General features: G+C 41.7%; 16 protein-coding genes. 14 read left to right on the plus strand and 2 right to left on the minus strand.

The genetic code is table 11. The features are described 5' to 3' along the window. The first annotated feature begins 130 nt into the window (after positions 1-130). From ABIN91_RS08230 to ABIN91_RS08255, 6 genes are all read left to right on the plus strand, one after another. The gene (locus ABIN91_RS08230) at positions 131-1,051 is read left to right on the plus strand and encodes a GLPGLI family protein (protein ID WP_348050391.1); all 921 of its coding nucleotides are present in this window, start codon (positions 131-133) and stop codon (positions 1,049-1,051) included. Next, a complete protein-coding gene (locus ABIN91_RS08235) occupies positions 1,048-3,717 on the plus strand; it encodes a hypothetical protein (RefSeq protein WP_348050393.1) in 2,670 nt (889 codons plus the stop codon). The genes ABIN91_RS08230 and ABIN91_RS08235 overlap by 4 nt, the downstream gene beginning before the upstream one ends. 127 nt (positions 3,718-3,844) lie before the next feature. Then, a complete protein-coding gene (locus ABIN91_RS08240) occupies positions 3,845-4,105 on the plus strand; it encodes a hypothetical protein (RefSeq protein WP_348050395.1) in 261 nt (86 codons plus the stop codon). A 105-nt stretch (positions 4,106-4,210) separates the two neighbouring features. After that, complete coding sequence (locus tag ABIN91_RS08245; RefSeq protein ID WP_348050397.1) at positions 4,211-4,912, plus strand: RDD family protein; 702 nt, start codon at positions 4,211-4,213, stop codon at positions 4,910-4,912. Between the two features lie 148 nt (positions 4,913-5,060). After that, complete coding sequence (gene ispG, locus ABIN91_RS08250) at positions 5,061-7,091, plus strand: (E)-4-hydroxy-3-methylbut-2-enyl-diphosphate synthase (RefSeq protein ID WP_348050399.1); 2,031 nt, start codon at positions 5,061-5,063, stop codon at positions 7,089-7,091. An 86-nt stretch (positions 7,092-7,177) separates the two neighbouring features. Further along, complete coding sequence (locus ABIN91_RS08255; protein ID WP_348050401.1) at positions 7,178-8,914, plus strand: thiamine pyrophosphate-dependent enzyme; 1,737 nt, start codon at positions 7,178-7,180, stop codon at positions 8,912-8,914. Here ABIN91_RS08255 and ABIN91_RS08260 read toward each other — a convergent pair. Next, on the minus strand, positions 8,911-9,741 hold the full coding sequence (locus ABIN91_RS08260; protein WP_348050403.1) for an alpha/beta fold hydrolase: 831 nt from the start codon (positions 9,739-9,741) through the stop codon (positions 8,911-8,913). The two genes, ABIN91_RS08255 and ABIN91_RS08260, sit on opposite strands and share 4 nt — an antisense overlap. Before the next feature lie 59 nt (positions 9,742-9,800). Further along, positions 9,801-10,175 carry a MauE/DoxX family redox-associated membrane protein gene (locus ABIN91_RS08265; protein WP_348050405.1) on the minus strand — a complete coding sequence of 125 codons (375 nt, stop codon included), beginning with the start codon at positions 10,173-10,175 and terminating at the stop codon, positions 9,801-9,803. A gap of 184 nt (positions 10,176-10,359) precedes the next feature. On the opposite strand from ABIN91_RS08265, the gene hemA reads away from it, so the two are divergent. From hemA to ABIN91_RS08305, 8 genes are all read left to right on the plus strand, one after another. After that, positions 10,360-11,592: a glutamyl-tRNA reductase gene (gene hemA, locus ABIN91_RS08270; RefSeq protein ID WP_348050407.1), complete on the plus strand. Its 1,233-nt coding sequence runs from the start codon at positions 10,360-10,362 to the stop codon at positions 11,590-11,592. A 66-nt stretch (positions 11,593-11,658) separates the two neighbouring features. After that, on the plus strand, positions 11,659-12,150 hold the full coding sequence (locus ABIN91_RS08275) for a hypothetical protein (RefSeq protein WP_348050409.1): 492 nt from the start codon (positions 11,659-11,661) through the stop codon (positions 12,148-12,150). A 113-nt stretch (positions 12,151-12,263) separates the two neighbouring features. Continuing rightward, positions 12,264-13,844 carry a hydroxymethylbilane synthase gene (hemC, locus tag ABIN91_RS08280; RefSeq protein ID WP_348050411.1) on the plus strand — a complete coding sequence of 527 codons (1,581 nt, stop codon included), beginning with the start codon at positions 12,264-12,266 and terminating at the stop codon, positions 13,842-13,844. A gap of 125 nt (positions 13,845-13,969) precedes the next feature. Then, on the plus strand, positions 13,970-14,941 hold the full coding sequence (gene hemB / locus ABIN91_RS08285; RefSeq protein ID WP_348050420.1) for a porphobilinogen synthase: 972 nt from the start codon (positions 13,970-13,972) through the stop codon (positions 14,939-14,941). 112 nt (positions 14,942-15,053) lie between these two features. Continuing rightward, entirely contained in the window at positions 15,054-16,436 is a 1,383-nt protein-coding gene (hemL, locus tag ABIN91_RS08290) for a glutamate-1-semialdehyde 2,1-aminomutase (RefSeq protein ID WP_348050413.1), read from the plus strand. An 11-nt stretch (positions 16,437-16,447) separates the two neighbouring features. After that, positions 16,448-17,317 (plus strand): HAMP domain-containing sensor histidine kinase, encoded by an 870-nt coding sequence (locus tag ABIN91_RS08295; RefSeq protein ID WP_348050415.1) that lies wholly within the window; start codon positions 16,448-16,450, stop codon positions 17,315-17,317. Positions 17,318-17,344: 27 nt separating this feature from the next. After that, complete coding sequence (locus tag ABIN91_RS08300; protein WP_348050422.1) at positions 17,345-18,052, plus strand: response regulator transcription factor; 708 nt, start codon at positions 17,345-17,347, stop codon at positions 18,050-18,052. Next, positions 18,052-18,579 (plus strand): hypothetical protein (locus tag ABIN91_RS08305; RefSeq protein ID WP_348050417.1); only part of this gene is annotated, 528 nt, incomplete at its 3' end. The genes ABIN91_RS08300 and ABIN91_RS08305, both read left to right, overlap by 1 nt.

Raw genomic sequence — 18,579 nt, forward strand, 5'->3', positions numbered from 1 at the left:
TTGTTAAAAATTGTTAAATTTAACTAAGGTATTAGTTGTTTAACTAAGTAATTAGTTATATTTGTTTTATGATTGATGATCATCCCCAAAAGGGGCAACAAAAACAATAAACTTATAACCTGCAATTAATATGAAACAGCAATTACTTATCCTGTTAGGCATCGTGCTGGCTATCCCGGCATTTGCTCAAAAGCCCGATTCAACATTGGCTATAGTACACTACAAGTTTAGCCATATACGCGATACCAACGCCCGCGATAAGCCTTATACCGAAAACATGGTATTGCTGGTAGGTCAAAACGCCAGCGTGTATAAAAGCTATGATAGAAAGATGCAGATGGATGCCATGAGGAAAGATGCCATGGCACAAATGCAAGCCGGTGGCCCGATAAAAATAACATCGCGCGGAGGAAGTACCAGTTCCGAATATTTTCAATATCCTAACGAGGGTAAAATGATCAGGAAAGAAAGCATCATGACTACTTACTTAATAGATGAACCTTTCCCGGTTATTCAGTGGAAGATTAGCGCAGATACCATGACTATCCGCAATTTGAATTGCCAGAAAGCTACCGGCCATTTTAAAGGCCGTGATTACACTGCCTGGTTTTGTGCTGAGTTGCCTTACCGGAGCGGCCCGTGGAAATTATCGGGTTTACCGGGTTTAATTGTTGAGGCTTACGACACTAAAAAGGACGTTGAATTCAAATTTGATGGCATTGAGCAGGTTGCCAAATCAACTAAACCTGCCGAAGAAACAGCAATGGCAGCCCCCGGTGGAGCGCATGTGTTTATTAATGGTATGGGTGGGGGTAATGACAACCCTGCGATAATTGCTTTGCCAGATAATGGCGTACGCACTACTCCAAAAGAGTTTGATAATTTGCGCGAAGCGATGCGTAAAGATCCCAACGCGTTTATGCAATCGGCAATGGCTGGCTCTGGTATGAATGTTAGGCCTGGTGGTGGGCAAATTACAACCAACATCAGAAGAGCTGACGGCCCCGTTACCGTGATCAACAATCCGCTTGAATTACCCGAAAAGAAATGAGAGCGGCCATAAAATATCTGGTGGTGTGCCTGTGGTGCACCATGGCTTCGGCTGCCTGTTTGGGCCAGAGTATTACGGGTACCGTAACCGATAGTTTGGGCAAAAAAGTAGGTTTTGCCAGTATTACATTAAAAAGCGGCAATGTTATTCTGGCTTATACCACAACAAGCGATAAAGGTTTATATACGCTTGCCATACCTGCCGATGCAGCTAAAACAGGTTTATCTGTAGAGGTAAGCTGCGTGGGTTTTAAAAAGCAAAGCCGTGCTTTAACGGATTTGACTACTCCGGTTAACTTTAAACTATCGGCAGGCAGTAAACTGCTTAACGAGGTTACTATTAAAAACAGTCGCCCGCATTTAAAGGTAAGCGGGGATACGCTGAGTTATAAAGCTTCGGATTTTAGCAGTCCGCAGGATAGGGTGATTGGGGATGTAATTAAAAAACTCCCCGGTGTTACAGTGGCTAATGATGGTAAGATAAGTTACAACGGCAAAGCCATCACAACCGTAAATATTGGCGGCGATAACTTGCTTGATGATAAATACAATATAGCGACGAACAGCATCCCCAATAAGGCGGTAGACCAGGTGCAGATACTGGAGAACAACCAACCCATTAAAGCCCTGAAAGATAAAGTGGTGAGCGACGATGTAGCCATGAACCTTACCTTTAAACCCGAAGCCAAAGTGCACATGGTAGGGCAGGAGAGTGTAGGCGCCGGTGTGCCGGGAAAATACGACCTGGATTTGAACGCGATGGCTTTTAAAGATAAATACAAAGCCATTAACTATCTTAAAGGCAACAATACAGGGTACGATGTTAAGTACGATCTCACCTCGTTTAATATGTCATCGTACCTGAGCAGGTTGGATAATGATAAACCCAATACGGTACTTTCCTTAGGTACGGCTGGTGATCCGGATTTGCCGCGTAACCGGTATTTGTTCAATCAATCGGGTATCATCAACCTCAATAACTTATACCATCTGAAAAAGGATGTTACCGTAAAGGCCAATCTATCATACCTGCACGATACTCAAAATCAAACTTATGAGAAACTGACGGAGTTATACTCAACCAATGGCACCATCCGCTACAGCGAGCTACAGCAAAATAAACGCCAGCCCGATCTGTTTCACAGTCAGATCACGTTGAATGAGAACAAGGATAAGTACTATTTGAACAATACTTTTATTGCAGATTATAACCACAATACCGCTACATCTGGTTTGAAGACTAATGGGGTATCTGCCGGGCAGGTTTTTAAGGATAACGCTTTTGATGTATCGAACGAGTTTAACCTGATCTATACCACCAAAAGCAACAAGATATACGAACTGTACTCGTACCTTAATTACATGAGCGAACCCGAAACCCGAAGCATTGAACCGGGATTAACACCAATCCTGTTTAACAAAGGTGTGGCCTACTCAAATTTATTGCAGACAACCAACATCCCAACATGGTTCACTAATAACTATGTATCGTACAAAATACCTACCGATTTTTTTACGCAAAGCTATAAGGTAGGTTTTAGCGTACAATCGCAAACTTTACAATCATCGTTGGATGCTGTTCAATATAACAATTCGATAACGGCAACATCGGATAGCAGTATCAATAATTTGGATTGGAACAGGACTAAATTATATGCCGGTGCCAGTTATGATATACCGGGCAAAAAGCTCAAAATGACGATTGATCTGCCATTGAGCTTGCAATTACTAAGCTACTCGGATGGTTTATATAAGCTGGATAGATCGGTAAATCGTTTATACTTTAACCCCCGCGTATCGGGTAAATACCAAACTGGTATCGAAAACTACATTAGCTATGGCTACAGTTTCCGTAACGATATTGGGAATATACAGGATGTTTACCACGGCTATATCCTGAAAAATTACCGGAGCCTATCCACCAACAATGCCGACCTTACCGAGCGCCAAACACAAAATGCATCGTTAGGATTCAATTACCGTAAGGCCATTACCTTATTCTTTTTTGGTGTGAATGCCGGGTATACACATTCGGTGGCTAATAATATATCATCGAGCGTGGTTACGCCAACTTTAACCCAGCGTATTGTTTTATCTTTCGAGAATGGTTATGATTCGTGGCAGATCAGCTCCAGTATCAGTAAGTATAACTTTAGTTTGCGTACAACTTTCAGCGCGGGAGCAGCCTGGCAAACCACTCGTTCCAACCAGATACAGAACGGAATTATACTGCCTTATAATACCGTTGCTACAACACTGAACGGAGGCGTTGAATCGAAGGTTAGCGACAAAGTTAATTTTAGCTATAAGGCTTATTTAACTCAAACTACCAGTAAATCGTCGGCGGTAACTACCTCGTCAAAAGTGGAGCAATTGCAGCAGCAAGGAGCTATTAACTATGCGCCGTTAAACAACCTGTTTTTCAAACTATCCGGAGATCATTACTTTTCGCACCAAAACCAGGGTAATGATCTGAAATACTTTTTTGCCGACGCTTCTGCCAAATACAAACTCAACAAAATTAAAACCGATTTAGAACTGGTAGCTAATAACCTGTTTGATACCCGCACTTACAGCGCCTTATATCTATCGGCAAATACATTTACATCAAACACATACACCATCCCCGGAAGGTTGTTTATATTAAAAGCTTCGTTTAATTTGTAGGAAGCGATGTGAATAATGCCATTTCGATATGAGTCGGGATGGCGTTATTCATTTTATCGGGATTGGTTAAAATTGATTTTTCAAACAATTTGTTAATGGTGTTTGTAATACTACCAAACATTGCATCATGTTAACAAAAAGTGCTACATTCCAGTTAAATACCGATGGTTTGCTCCGTGATATCAGTATCACGCCCTTATTCTTCAAAAGTGAAAATGAATCGTGGCGGCCTAACGAGATCTACGAATTAACGGAAGGTGAAACTGAACCTCAAAGCTTAGGGAAGATTATAGTTGATGATCATATGGATTGGCGCTATGAAGGCGACCACGGTTTATCGGAAGAAGAAATTGAGCAATTAGCGAGATTTGTGTTTTTGCAAATATGATATGTGAATAGCGATGTGAAGCTGTTAAGTATAAGGTTTTGACGTTATCAAATGAATTGAATAAACAGCCTTTCAATTAAAACCCTTACTTTTGCCTTCACAAACATGGATAACGAATATTATATTTTAGATAACGGCGAAAAGCTGGGCCCGTTTACTGCCCGTGAGTTAATGGACAGGCCGCTTGAGCCCAGCGATGTAGTTTTACAGCCAACGGAAACACAAGGCACTTTCGCTTTTAACCTCCCTGAGTTTACGGCTTATTTTAAGAGTGAAGGCATTTATTTCCCTACACAACAAAATACAGCCAGTTATTTGTTAAGGCTGCCGGCATTTATTATTGATTACCTGATGATAGTGTTTGGGACAATGTTGTTAGCGATGATATTCTTTCCACAATATGTGATCGGTTTGCAACCCGATATTACCCCCGGCACTTCGGTAGCTTATCAGGACCTGATCAAGAAAACAACAGACAATATGTTGAAGCATCAAACCGAGTTTATCATTATCCAGTTAGGCTTATTTGTAATAATGGTTTTATACAATGCCCTTTGCGAATCGGGCCGCTTACGGGCATCGGTAGGTAAATATGCTATGGGACTGGTTGTTGTTGATGAGTTGGGCTATAGCTTAACTTTTTGGCACGCTTTAAAACGTAATCTGGGAAAAACCTTATACCAAGCTGGTCAGTTTATTGTTGGCCCATTAATTTTTATAGCCTATTTACGCATGATATGGGGCGACAGGCACCAGGCTTTCCACGATCTGTTTTCGGGTTGTTATGTGGTGAAGAAGAACGCTTAATAATTCAATATTGAGTTTTTGACCTAAAAGGTTGAAAATGTTCTTACAATCCCCCCTGCTGGTTACTGTGGTTATTGGAGTTTGTATCTAAAATCTCATATCTCAATACTCAAATCTAACTCACAGCTAAATTTACTATTTTTGCACTATGGATGCTGAAGCGATAAAAGCCTTAAAAGGCCGTTACTGTAACTCGTTGACTGATTACTCGCGTTTTGTAACTCGTGAGGTTTTTATTGGCGATGTGCCAATGGGGGGCAACAACCCTATCCGTATCCAAAGCATGACTACAACCAATACCATGGATACCATAGGTACGGTTGAGCAAACCATCCGGATGGTTGATGCCGGTTGTGAGTATGTACGTATTACAGCGCCCAGCATTAAAGAGGCCCAAAATTTGGCCGAGATCAAAAAGGAACTATTGAAACGTGGCTACAAAGTGCCATTGGTAGCCGATATTCATTTTACCCCAAATGCCGCCGAAGTTGCGGCCCGTATAGTTGAAAAGGTTAGAGTTAACCCGGGCAATTATGCCGATAAAAAGAAATTTGACCAGTTAGAATATACCCCATCAGAATACCAGGCCGAGCTGGATCGTATTTATTCCAAGTTTACCCCTCTGGTTAAAATTTGTAAGGAGTATGGTACCGCTATGCGGATAGGTACCAATCATGGTTCACTGTCCGACAGGATCATGAGCCAGTACGGCGATACGCCCCGTGGCATGGTAGAATCGGCCATGGAGTTTATGCGGATGTGCGAGGCACTGAATTATTATAACCTGGTGATCTCCATGAAATCGAGCAACCCACAGGTTATGGTGCAGGCCTACCGGATGCTGGTTGAAACTATGGTTGCCGAAGGGATGAACTACCCGCTGCACTTAGGTGTTACCGAAGCCGGTGATGGCGAGGATGGACGCATAAAATCTGCTGTAGGTATTGGTACTTTACTGGAAGATGGACTTGGAGATACGGTACGCGTATCGTTAACCGAAGAACCTGAGTATGAATCGCCGGTGGCTATTGCGTTGGTGAACCGGTATGAAGAGAGAAGTAAGAATCAAGAGTCAGGAATCAAGGATCAGGATGCCAACTCACAACTCACAACTGAAAACTCACAACACTCCCCTTACGAATACGTAAAGCGTGAAACCTATGAGGCCAATGCTTTTATTGGCGGGCACATGGTGCCGCGTGTAGTGGTTGATATGTCGGCGAAAAATTTGAAAGACCCTGCTGTGCTGAACGATGCAGGTTATTTATACACCCCCCTGCTGGATAAATATAATATGGCCGAGCAATCTGTCGATTTTGTTTATTTGGCTGATAGTTTGCCATCGTTTACCTTACCCGGTAATTTGAAGCAGTTATACAACTATAGAACATGGCAATCGCTGCAAAGCAAAACCAATTGCCACCCGGTTTATAGTTTGGCCGAGTATGTATCCGCCACCGAGCGTGATCATGCTTTGAACCTGGTAAGCATTAAACCTGCCGATATTGAAACAGATCAGTTTGGTGCGATATCATTAGATAAAACATTGGTGTTTGTATTGGAAACAGATGTGATGAATGGCATGCAGGATCAGCGGGGTTTATTTTTCAAGTTGCAGGAATTAGGTTTAGATGTTCCGGTGATCATCAAACGCAGTTATCCTGATAGTGAATTTGATATGGCAAAACTGGGCGATATTACCAGCCCAGATGAACCTATATCTAAATTACAACTGTATGCCGCTACAGATCTGGGCGGTTTACTGGTTGATGGCTTTGGCGATGGTATCTGGATAGATGCACCTGCTATCCCAACTAAAACAATAACCTCAACCGCTTTTGGTATTTTGCAGGCTACCCGCTCGCGCATCTCCAAAACAGAATATATATCGTGCCCAAGCTGCGGCCGTACCTTGTTTGATCTGCAAGAAACTACGCAGATGATCCGCAGCCGTACCAGTCATTTAAAAGGCTTAAAAATTGGTATTATGGGCTGTATTGTAAACGGTCCCGGCGAGATGGCAGATGCCGATTATGGTTATGTAGGCGCCGGTCCGGATAAAATTACTTTATACCGGGGTAAAGAGGTTGTACAGAAAAATGTGAGCGCCGCCAACGCTTTAGATCAATTGATCGGTATTATTAAAGGCGATGGTAACTGGATAGAGCCAGCATTGTAAATAGAACCCTGTTATCGTTATATTTCAAATCAATTAAAACCTGTTGGCTTCTGTAGGGTTTATCAGAGTAATAATCTGATAAAAACATGTCGAAAAATGTAGCCGACCAATTGGTTGAAATGCTGGTAGATGCCGGTATCAAAAGAATATATGCCGTTACCGGCGATAGCTTGAACCAGGTAAATGATGCCGTAAGGCGCAACGGAAAGATCCAGTGGATACACGTGCGGCATGAAGAAGCCGGTGCTTATGCGGCCGGTGCCGAAGCGCAGTTAGAAGGTATAGCTTGTTGCGCTGGCAGTAGTGGCCCCGGCCATGTGCATCTGATCAATGGCTTATATGATGCGCATAAATCGGGAGCTTCCGTTATCGCCATCGCGTCAACTATACCGAGTTTTGAATTTGGTACCGATTATTTCCAGGAAACAAACACCATCAAATTATTTGATGATTGCAGTTATTATAATCAGATAGCCACTACGCCAAAGCAATTTCCACGCATGTTACAGGCGGCTATACAGAATGCTATCCATCAAAAGGGAGTAGCGGTGTTAGGCCTTCCCGGCGATCTGGCATCGATGGATGCCGAAGAAAGCGCTACCGGAACCAAAATATTTAAGAACGAAGGTGTAGTAAGGCCAACAGATACTGATCTGCAAAACTTAGCCGATCTGCTCAATCAGCATAAAAAGATCACCATCTTCTGCGGCATAGGTGCTAAGGATGCACATGATGAAGTAGTTGAGTTAGCAGGAAAATTGAAAGCTACAGTTGGCTATTCCTTCCGCGCTAAAATGGGCATCCAATATGATAATCCTTACGAAGTTGGGATGACGGGTTTGCTTGGCCTACCTGCCGCTTATCACAGTATGCACGAGTCGGACTTGCTTTTACTGTTAGGTACCGATTTTCCATACACGCCGTTTATGCCGGTAGATGCCAAAATAATTCAGATAGATTTAAAGCCCGAACGCATTGGCCGCCGTGCAAAGGTTGATGTTGGCCTTTGCGGCGATATTAAAGATACTTTAAAAGCATTGCACCCATTGTTGCACCGTAAAGAAGACGAAAGCTTTTTACAGGCGCAGCTAAAAGTATATGCTGATGTAAAGGACAAAATGCAAACCTACATTGATGATAAAGGCCAAAAGGATGCTATACACCCCGAATACGTAGCGGCTGTAATTGATAAGCAGGCCGATAACGATGCCATATTTACTGTTGATACGGGAATGAGTTGCGTATGGGGAGCACGCTATATTAACGCTACCGGCAAGCGTATTATGTTGGGCTCATTTAACCATGGCTCAATGGCTAACGCTATGCCCCAAGCCATTGGCGCTCAATTAACCTATCCCGAAAGGCAGGTGATTGCCCTTTGTGGGGACGGGGGAATATCCATGCTTTTAGGTGATATGGCAACCATAGCACAATATAACCTACCCATTAAAATTGTGGTTTTCAACAACCGCTCGTTAGGCATGGTGAAGCTTGAAATGGAAGTGGCAGGTTTACCTGATTGGCAAACCGATATGGTAAATCCAGATTTTGCCGGTGTAGCCAAGGCGATGGGCATAAAAGGTGTAACGGTGAATGATCCGGATGATGTAAAACAAGCTATTCAGGAAGCGTTTGCATTTAATGGCCCGGTATTGATCAACATCATGACGGATCCTAACGCTTTGGCCATGCCACCCAAAGTAGAATTTGAACAAGTAAAAGGCATGGCCCTATCTATGACGAAATTGGTTTTAAATGGTAGGATGGAAGAAGTTTTAGATACTGTAAAAGCAAATTATAAACACTTGAAAGACGTTTTTTAGCCCTTCAAAAATTCCACACTCTTTTCGCAAAACTCTAAAAGCGGTTTAGGCAAAACATTATCCCCATAAGGATGCGAAGCTCCAAAAACGTGATCGCCACCTTTTATCACAACCAGTTTGGCATTTGGTTGTGCCGAGTGGATTTCTTTAGCCTGCGAAAGCGGTACGCTTGTATCCTTGTCACCATGAAAAATAACCCAGGGTTGAGCGACCAGGGATGCTTGTTTTACGATGTTTAAGCGCAATGGGTTCTGCTCCACATCTTGTAATAAACTAACATTTACAGGCATTTGCTGACCAGTTCGTGAATTATTGACATACATAATACCCTGTAACCTCCATTGTACTTCGGCCTCTTTGGGCCACAAATTATAAAAACTGGAGATGGAAGCAAAAGTGATCAGTTTAGCAATACGTTTATCTTCGGCAGTTTTTATAATGCTGATACCGCCACCCATACTATGGCCTATCAAAAACACTTTTTTAGCTGCCGGGAAAGATGTTCCGTTGCAGGCAAAATCTATTACCGCGTTCAGATCATCCAACTCTATCGAAAAGGTATTATCAGCAAAAGCTATCAGATCAACAAAATCTACAGGCTGCTCGGGCGTAGTACCATTGTGCGAAAAATTGAACTTTAAGAACCTGAAACCATGTTCCGCAAAGTAATTGGCAACCAGGTTATGAGTACCCCAATCTTTAAACCCCCTAACCCCATGCGCAAAAATAACCAGCGGCGCATTGCGATGGGTACTGTCAAAAGTTAGGTCCATCAGCATATTGCGGCCTTTTGCCCCGGGAATAGTATAAGTTTCTTTTTTGATCATAAGGTGTAGCTGTATTTATCAAAGCTACACATCTTCCATCTTACCTTTCACATCTTCCATTATTTCTTTGTATACCACCATGCCCCGGCCGCAAACAAAAATTGGAAGGGTATCCTTACCCAGGCGATTAAAGGTGTTATGGTAAGTCCGCCCATTTTCATTGGCGCGTTCTGTATCATGTAAATATGGGCAGGCATAAAAGCAATCAGCATTAAAACAATACCCCAGGCAGCAAAGGGCCTTGTTGTGGGGAATATCAGCATTATACCAAAAGCGATTTCAAAAATACCCGCCAAGATATTTAACAAGGCCGGATAGGGCATATACGGCGGTATTATTTTGATATAGCCCCCGGGACTTTTAAAATGATTTGCTCCTGCAAGGATGTATGCAATGATCATAACCACGAGCAGGATATTCTTGATTGTCGGCATAGTATAATATTTTAATTTAAGCTGAGTGCTTACCAATGTATTTACGTTAATTTATGGACTAGTAATTCAAGTAAACTGCGTTTAGAGTTAATTTATAAACATTCTAAATTGAAGTTGTTTGACAAAGGGTTGACATTGCATCCCCTACAGGATATTACTTTTGTGGGGTCTTATTTAAACTGTTTTGAAGTATCTAAAAATAATAGCTTTTACGCACAAGCAGATCGAACTGAAAGAACTTGGGAAACTGGTTATCTGTCAGGAAAATCTCACTCCAAAACTTCAGCAGCTTAAAGCCGAATTTGAAATTCCAGAGTTATTTTATTTAGCTACTTGTAACCGTGTAGAATTTGTAATGGCAACATCGCAGGTTATAGATAAAGACTTCACTAAGAAATTTATCGACGCGCTTGAAATAGGCATATGCAACCACTACATGGGTGCATTTTTAGATGGTGTTTCTATTTATCAGGATCAGGAAGCATTGAACCACCTGCTGCGAATGTCGTGCTCTTTAGAGAGCCTGATCGTTGGCGAGAAAGAAATTCTGGCCCAGGTACGCAAAGCCTACGAATGCTGCAAGGAAGCGGGCCTTACCGGTGATTACTTACGAATGGTGATGAGCCGTGTGGTCAAAACAGCCAAAGAGGTTTACACCGATACGCTGATAGCACGAAAACCAATTTCGGTAGTATCATTAGCCTATCGCAAACTTAAAGACCTCAAGCTCTGCACTAACGCCCGGATACTCATCATAGGGGCAGGAGAAACAAACCGTAACATCTCCAAATACTTACAAAAACATAAATTTTCAAACTTCTCGGTATTTAACCGCACTCTATCAAAAGCGCAGGAACTGGCTGCCGACTTACGTGGCGAAGCGTTTGACCTGAGCGAGTTGAAAAACTACAATAAGGGTTTTGATGTGATCATCACCTGCACATCGGCGGTGAGCCCTATTATCACTCCCGAAATTTACGCTACCTTATTAAACGGCGAAACAAACAAAAAAACCATTGTTGATTTAGCCATCCCTAATGATACCGCTCCCGAAGTTTTAGAACAATTCCCGGTAAACTTTATCGAGGTTCATTCATTAAACGAGGTTGCTAAAAATAATTTGCAGGAGCGTTATCAGGAATTGGTACATGCCGAGCGCATCATAGAAAACAATATCGAAGAATTTATTCCTCTGTTAAAACAACGTCAGATTGAATTGGCTATGCGTTGTGTTCCCGAAAAGATCAAAGAGATCCGCCAGCGTGCCCTTACATCAGTTTTTGCCGATGAGGTTGAAACTCTGGATGTACAAAGCCGCGAGGTTTTGGAAAAGATAATGGATTACATGGAGAAGAAATACATTAGCGTACCTATGGTAATGGCTAAAGAGATTTTTGTGAAGAATAGCGTTAATTAAATATCCTGTCCAGTTTCGTTTTAATTTCCAGATTGTTTATTGTGTTATATTGATAGATATATTTCTATGAATAACTCCAATCAACTACTTACAACAAAACAAGAGCTTTTTATAGACGATCCTCTTATTCCTCCTGAAACGCGAATATATTATTCCCAAAAAGAGGCTGTCATCTGGCTTGCTATTTCTATAATAAACCTTGCCGGAGTGATTTATGCTGCTTTTACTGATGATAACAGTTATTTGGCTCTTGTTATTATCTGGCCTGTATTTTCGTATGTGTTATTTAGCAGTGGCAAAAGTTTAGTAAATAGGAGACCTCAAATAATACTAAACGCAAATGGCATTCAGTCCGGAAAACTCCCATTTTATTTTTGGAATGAAATAAAAAACGAAGAGGTGGTTATTAGGATAGGAAAAGGGCCAGCCTATTTTCTCAAATATTACAACCCATCCGGTGTAAATGAGCTTCATTTAAATGTTTTGGCTATCGATCATCGCAAATTAGAGAAACTGCTGATCATTTATAGAGGTCGTAATAACTGTAAAGTTTCGTAGTCTACAAGAATTCTTTCCCCATAGGTTAATTCTCCGTCAAACTTTCCTCACATTCTAACAAAAATTGTACATAACTCTATTTAAAAGTTAAATTTGCGGTGCAAAAAAATTAAATGTTCGACAGGAAAATCATAATAGGTACGCGGGGGAGTGATCTGGCTCTATGGCAGGCAAATTTTGTTAAAGACAAGCTGGCTGAAAACAATATTGAAGCTGTGTTGAAGATTATCAAAACCCAGGGCGACCGTATACTTAATTTAAGTTTTGATAAGCTTGAAGGTAAAGGCTTTTTTACTAAAGAGCTTGAAGAAGAGTTATTGGCTGGCACTATTGATCTGGCTGTGCACTCGCACAAAGATCTGCCAACTGAAAATCCTCCGGGACTCACTATCGCAGCAGTTTCAGAACGGGAAGACCCGGCTGAACTGTTGTTGATTCTGAAAGATTGTGTTGATGTTCACCAAAAGCTATCTGTTAAATTTGGTGGTGCTGTAGGTACATCGTCTAATCGCCGAAAGGCACAGTTGTTGGCTTTACGCCCGGACCTGGAAATTCAAGAACTCCGTGGTAATGTTCCAACACGTATTGGCAAGCTCCGTAACGAAAGCTACGATGCCATTATGATAGCCAAAGCAGGCGTTGTAAGATTAGGCTTGGATTTGAGCGAGTTTCATGTTGAAGATATTGCCGCTACCGAATTAATACCGGCGCCCGCGCAAGGTGTATTAGCCATACAAACCCGCGAAGATTATACCGAACTGATTGAAGCTCTACAGATTTTAAACCATCCGGATGTTGCCAAAGAATTGGCTGTTGAGCGTAGGCTTTTACAACTATTTGGTGGTGGTTGCCACCTGCCTTTAGGTTGCTATTGCCGCAAACACGATGGTGTTTACCAGGTATTTACCTCTAAAGCTGATGAGGGCGATGGATTTCCGGATCGTTTATATTTGGAAGCCAATACTACCGAAGGATTGGCTGAAAAGATAGTTAGCTATTTTGATAAGGATAGGAAGTTTGTTAAATCAGTATTTATATCAAGAGATTTATCCGAGCAAAGCTATTTTCGCAGGGCGATAGAAAAACTTGGTATAGAGGTTGAGGCACGTTCGCTGATTCGTACTGTTCCGGTTATAACCAAGCTGGATGCTTTTATATTAAAGAATGTAGACTGGATATTTTTCACCAGTAAAAACGCGGTAGAATACTTTTTTGAACTGAAACCGGCTTTTCCTAAAAAAGTAAAATTTGGGGTGATGGGCAGTGGATCTGAAGATACATTACGCCGTACCGGTCACTTTGCCGATTATACAGGAGAAGGTATTGATACTGCCGATGTAGCAGGTGATTTTGCCAAACTGGCTAATGGTACAACGGTGTTATTTCCGGGAGCCGAAAGCCCAATGCGAAGTATCCACCAGGGCTTATCTGCCAATACCAGGATCATTGACCTGCCGGTGTACGAAACAGTGGCCTTAGAGAACGTAGAAAAGACTTATGCCGATATTGTGGTTTTCACAAGCCCGTCAAACATTGATGCTTATTTTGAAGATAACTTATTAGAACCTAATCAAAAAGTAGTTGCCATAGGTAAATCAACTGGTAAAAAGTTGGACGAAATGGGTATCAAATATAAACTGCCTTTTTCGCCAGATGAAGTTGGACTGGCGGAAGCGGTGTTTGGGATTTTTTAGTTCATGGTTAATAGATCATAGTTCATAGTAAAAGGAATAAAATAGTTAGAAGTAAAATGATTAGTCTGTGTGTTCACTATGAACCATTAACTATGATCTATGAACAACTAACAAACAACAATGTAATGCTACAACGACCACGGAGAAACAGGAAAAGTGAGGTGATACGCCAAATGGTGCAGGAAACACATATTAGCGCGGCTAATATGATATTCCCGCTATTTATTGTTGATGGCGTAAACAAGAAAACGGAAGTTGCATCAATGCCCGGTATTTACCGTTACTCCATTGATAATTTATTGCGCGAGGTTGAGGCCTGTGCCAAGCTTGGTTTAATGAGTTTCGATCTATTCCCAAACATCGAAGAATCGTTAAAAGACAAGCTTGCTACCGAAAGTCACCGTGAGGAAGGTTTATATTTGCGTGCTATCCGCGAGGTGAAAAAGAACTTCCCCGAAGTTTGCATCGTAACCGATGTTGCTATGGACCCTTACAGCAGCGATGGCCATGATGGTTTAGTGGAGAACGGTGAAATATTAAACGACGAAACCTTAGAGATTTTAGGCAAAATGGCTTTGGCGCAAGCACAGGCTGGTGCCGATATCATTGCCCCGTCGGATATGATGGATGGCAGGGTAGGGTACATTCGCAATGTATTGGACGATCATAAGTTCACTAACGTTTCAATTATGTCATATTCAGCTAAATATGCCAGCGCGTTTTATGGCCCGTTCAGGGATGCTTTGGAATCGGCCCCTAAATTTGGTGATAAAAAAACTTACCAGATGAATCCAGCTAATCAGCGCGAAGCATTGATTGAAGCCAATTTAGATGAAATAGAAGGAGCTGATTTTTTAATGGTAAAACCTGCTTTAGCCTATTTGGATGTAATTAAATTACTAAAGGATAATACTGAATTGCCCGTTGCGGCGTATAATGTAAGTGGCGAATATGCTATGATCAAAGCGGCAGCGCAACGTGGCTGGCTTAACGAAGAACGCAGCACGGTTGAAGTATTAACCAGCATCCGCCGCGCAGGTGCTACAGCTATATTAAGCTACCACTCTAAAGAGGTTTTGGAGAAAGGCTGGATTTAGTGAGCTATAAGCTTTAAGCCACAAGCTTCAAGTTTTAAATTTTGACTAAATAAACTCTAAATAATACAAAGAGGCTAAAAGCTTGAAGCTTGCAGCCTGAAGCTAAAAAACAATGTTCGATACTTTTAAAAAAATGTTTTCGGGAAATGAAGGTGATATGCCGGTTAACACCAGTAATAAGCCTGATATCAGTAGAGAGAAATCGGCTGAACTTTACGAAAAAGCTAAAACCTATTTTCCCGGAGGAGTTAATTCTCCTGTAAGGGCATTTAAATCGGTATATGGTACACCGTTGTTTATTCAAAAAGGCGATGGCTGCCATGTATGGGATGCCGATGGTAACCAATTTATTGATTTTTGCTGCTCATGGGGACCGCTCATTTTAGGCCATAACAACGCCAAAGTTCGTGAGCGGGTAACCGAGGTGATGCAAAGCGGTATGTCGTTCGGTGCGCCAACAGCTTTGGAAAATGATTTAGCCGAACTGATTTTAAAGAACAATAAATACTTAGAGAAGATACGCTTTGTAAGCTCGGGTACCGAGGCTGTGATGTCGGCCATACGTTTGGCCCGTGGCTATACCAAGCGCGATAAAATATTAAAGTTTGAAGGCTGTTATCACGGTCATGTTGATTCGCTGTTGGTAAAAGCAGGGTCTGGTTTAGTAACCTTTGGCGAAACTTCATCAGCAGGTGTTCCTAAATCTTTTGCAGATGAGACTATCGTGGTATCGCTGAACGACAGGAATGCCTTGAAAAAAGCTTTCGAAGAGTTTAAAGATCAGATAGCCGCTGTTATCATCGAGCCTATCCCGGCAAATAACGGTTTGCTTTTGCAGGAGAAAGAATACCTTCAGTTTTTACGCGACATCTGTACCGAAAACAAAACCTTATTGATATTTGACGAGGTGATATCAGGTTTTCGTGTAGGTTTTGAAGGCGCGGCTGGTTTTTACCAGATCAAGCCAGATATGGTAACTTATGGTAAGATCATCGGCGGTGGTTTACCTGTTGGTGCTTACGGTGCATCAAAAGAGATCATGAGCAATGTATCTCCGGAAGGATCGGTTTATCAGGCTGGTACTTTATCTGGTAACCCTGTGGCTATGGCGGCGGGTATCGCACAGTTATCAGAGCTATCCCGTTTAGGTTTCTATCGTGATCTGAATGGTAAAACTCAGGAATTTGTTGATTCCATACAGCGTTTTGCTACGGCACGCAACTATAAATTTAAAGTATTTAGTGTAGGATCTATATTCTGGTTCGCATTTACCGATAAAGAAGCTATCCGCAGTGCCGAAGAAATTGATGCCTCAAGCATGGAGAAATTCAAAGTAATGCACCGCGAATTATTGAACAGGGGTATTTATTTAGGTCCATCTGGTTACGAGGTAGGCTTTATTTCGTCCGCTCACAGCAAAATTGAATTAGAGAAGGCTAAAAGGGCTATATTTGAAAGTCTAGATTTGGTATTCAGAAGTAATAGTAAAATATAACGTTAACTGAAATGAAAAAGCCATTAGTCATATTTTATTTCCTGATCATTTACGCTTGCGCGGAACTAACCTGGTGGGGAGTATTATTGATACGCGCACGGCCTGGTAAGTTTGCCATGATCTGTGGCGAGCTTTCTGTGTTTTTATTTGTATTGTTGGTTGGTGCTTATCATTTGCATAAATCAATCAACAAGCAAAAGCAGCTGCAAATGCGTCAAAAAAACTTTTTGCTATCTGTTACACATGAGTTAAAATCGCCTTTGGCATCAATCAAGCTGTTTTTGCAAACTATGCAAAAACGTGATCTGGATAAAGAGCAGCGCCTTAACTTTTTAGATAAATGTTTGCAGGATATTGAGCGTTTGGACGACTTGGTTGAAAACATGCTGCTGGCCACAAAAATTGACAGCCAAACGTATACATTCCCTAAAGAGAAGATCAATTTTTCGCTATTGGTTGATACCGTAGTTAACCGTTTGCAGATCAATAAATGCGATTGTAACCAGCAATTGATCAATGCCGAAATTGAACCACAGGTTGAACTGATGGGTGATAAATTCACCCTAACATCTGTAGTAAACAACCTGATAGAAAATGCCGTTAAATACTCCGCACCATGCGAGGTAGTGAACGTAAAACTATTCCGCAAAGACGATGAGGTGCATTTAACCGTTGCCGATAACGGGATAGGAATAGCCGATTCGGAAAAGCTGCATATATTTGATAAGTTTTACCGTGTAGGCAACGAGGATACCCGCAATACCAAAGGTACCGGTTTGGGTCTTTTCATTGTAAAACAAGTATTAGATAAACACGAAGCAAGTATTAACATCCGCGATAACCGACCTAAGGGAAGTGTGTTTGAAGTCGTTTTCGGGTAAAACATAAACCATATAATAGAAACCATGATGCCGAATAAAAAAAGAATTTTACTGGCAGAAGACGAAGAGCATTTACTCGAAGCCATCAAGCTAAACCTCGAACTGGAAGGTTACAAGGTTACCACTGCCAACAACGGAAAAAAAGCTCTTCAAAAATTTAAAGAAGAGCGCTTTAATTTAGTGATACTGGATGTAATGATGCCCGAGATAGACGGCTTTGTAGTTGCCGAAACTATCCGTTTGGAGAACTCGGAAGTACCGATCATGTTCCTTACCGCTAAAAATACAACCGAAGATAAGGTTGCCGGCCTTAAAAAGGGTGCCGACGATTATTTGACTAAGCCATTCAATCTGGAAGAGTTAATACTTCGTGTAAACAACTTAGTGAAACGCAGTTTGAAAGGTGATGACTTGAAAGAGTTTAACAGCTATAAAATTGGCGATAAAACCATCCACTTCAACTCGTTTGAGTTAGTGAACGCTGATGAATCTATCACACCTTTAACCAAAAAGGAAACCATGTTGCTGAAGCTTTTGATAGAGCGCCGCAATGATGCCGTATCGCGTGAGCAAATATTGGAAACCGTTTGGAACTATGATGTGTACCCCTCAACCCGTACCATTGATAATTTTATATTAACGTTCCGTAAATATTTTGAACCAGATCCTAAAAACCCGGTTTATTTTCACTCCATACGTGGCGTAGGTTATAAATTTACTGATACAGCGCATTAATGTTCACTAACCAGGCACGGATACTTGTTATTGGCTTGTTTGCCGTTGCTCTGGCTTTTTTTGTATACCAGCATAATTACCAACTGGCAGCGGCCAGCGGTGGGTTTATTTTGATTTTGATATGGGGATATTTTAGGGAGGGGCCAATTATACTGGCAGCCAAACATTACCATAACAACGATTATGAGCGTGCCGAGGAGCTACTGAACCAAATACACAAACCGGAGTGGTTAAGCAGTAAACGACGGGGTTTTTATGAGTTTATGCTTGGTGGAATTTGCCTGAAGCGGAACGACTTTAGCCAGGCCGAAAAACATTACGAGTTAGCAGCACAATTCCCGCTACGATCGGCAAACGACCATGTGGCGGCACTGGCCCACGTAGCCAATATTGGTTTACGACAAAATAATTATGAGAAAGCCGAAGCCTATTTAAAACTGGCAACCCGGCAAGAGGAAAAGATAAGTGCCAAAATGAAGGACGTTATCGCCCGCCTCGAAAAAGAATTAAAAAACCAAAGGGCAAGC

The organism is Mucilaginibacter sp., from assembly GCF_039921305.1.
In the GTDB taxonomy this organism is placed as follows: domain Bacteria; phylum Bacteroidota; class Bacteroidia; order Sphingobacteriales; family Sphingobacteriaceae; genus Mucilaginibacter.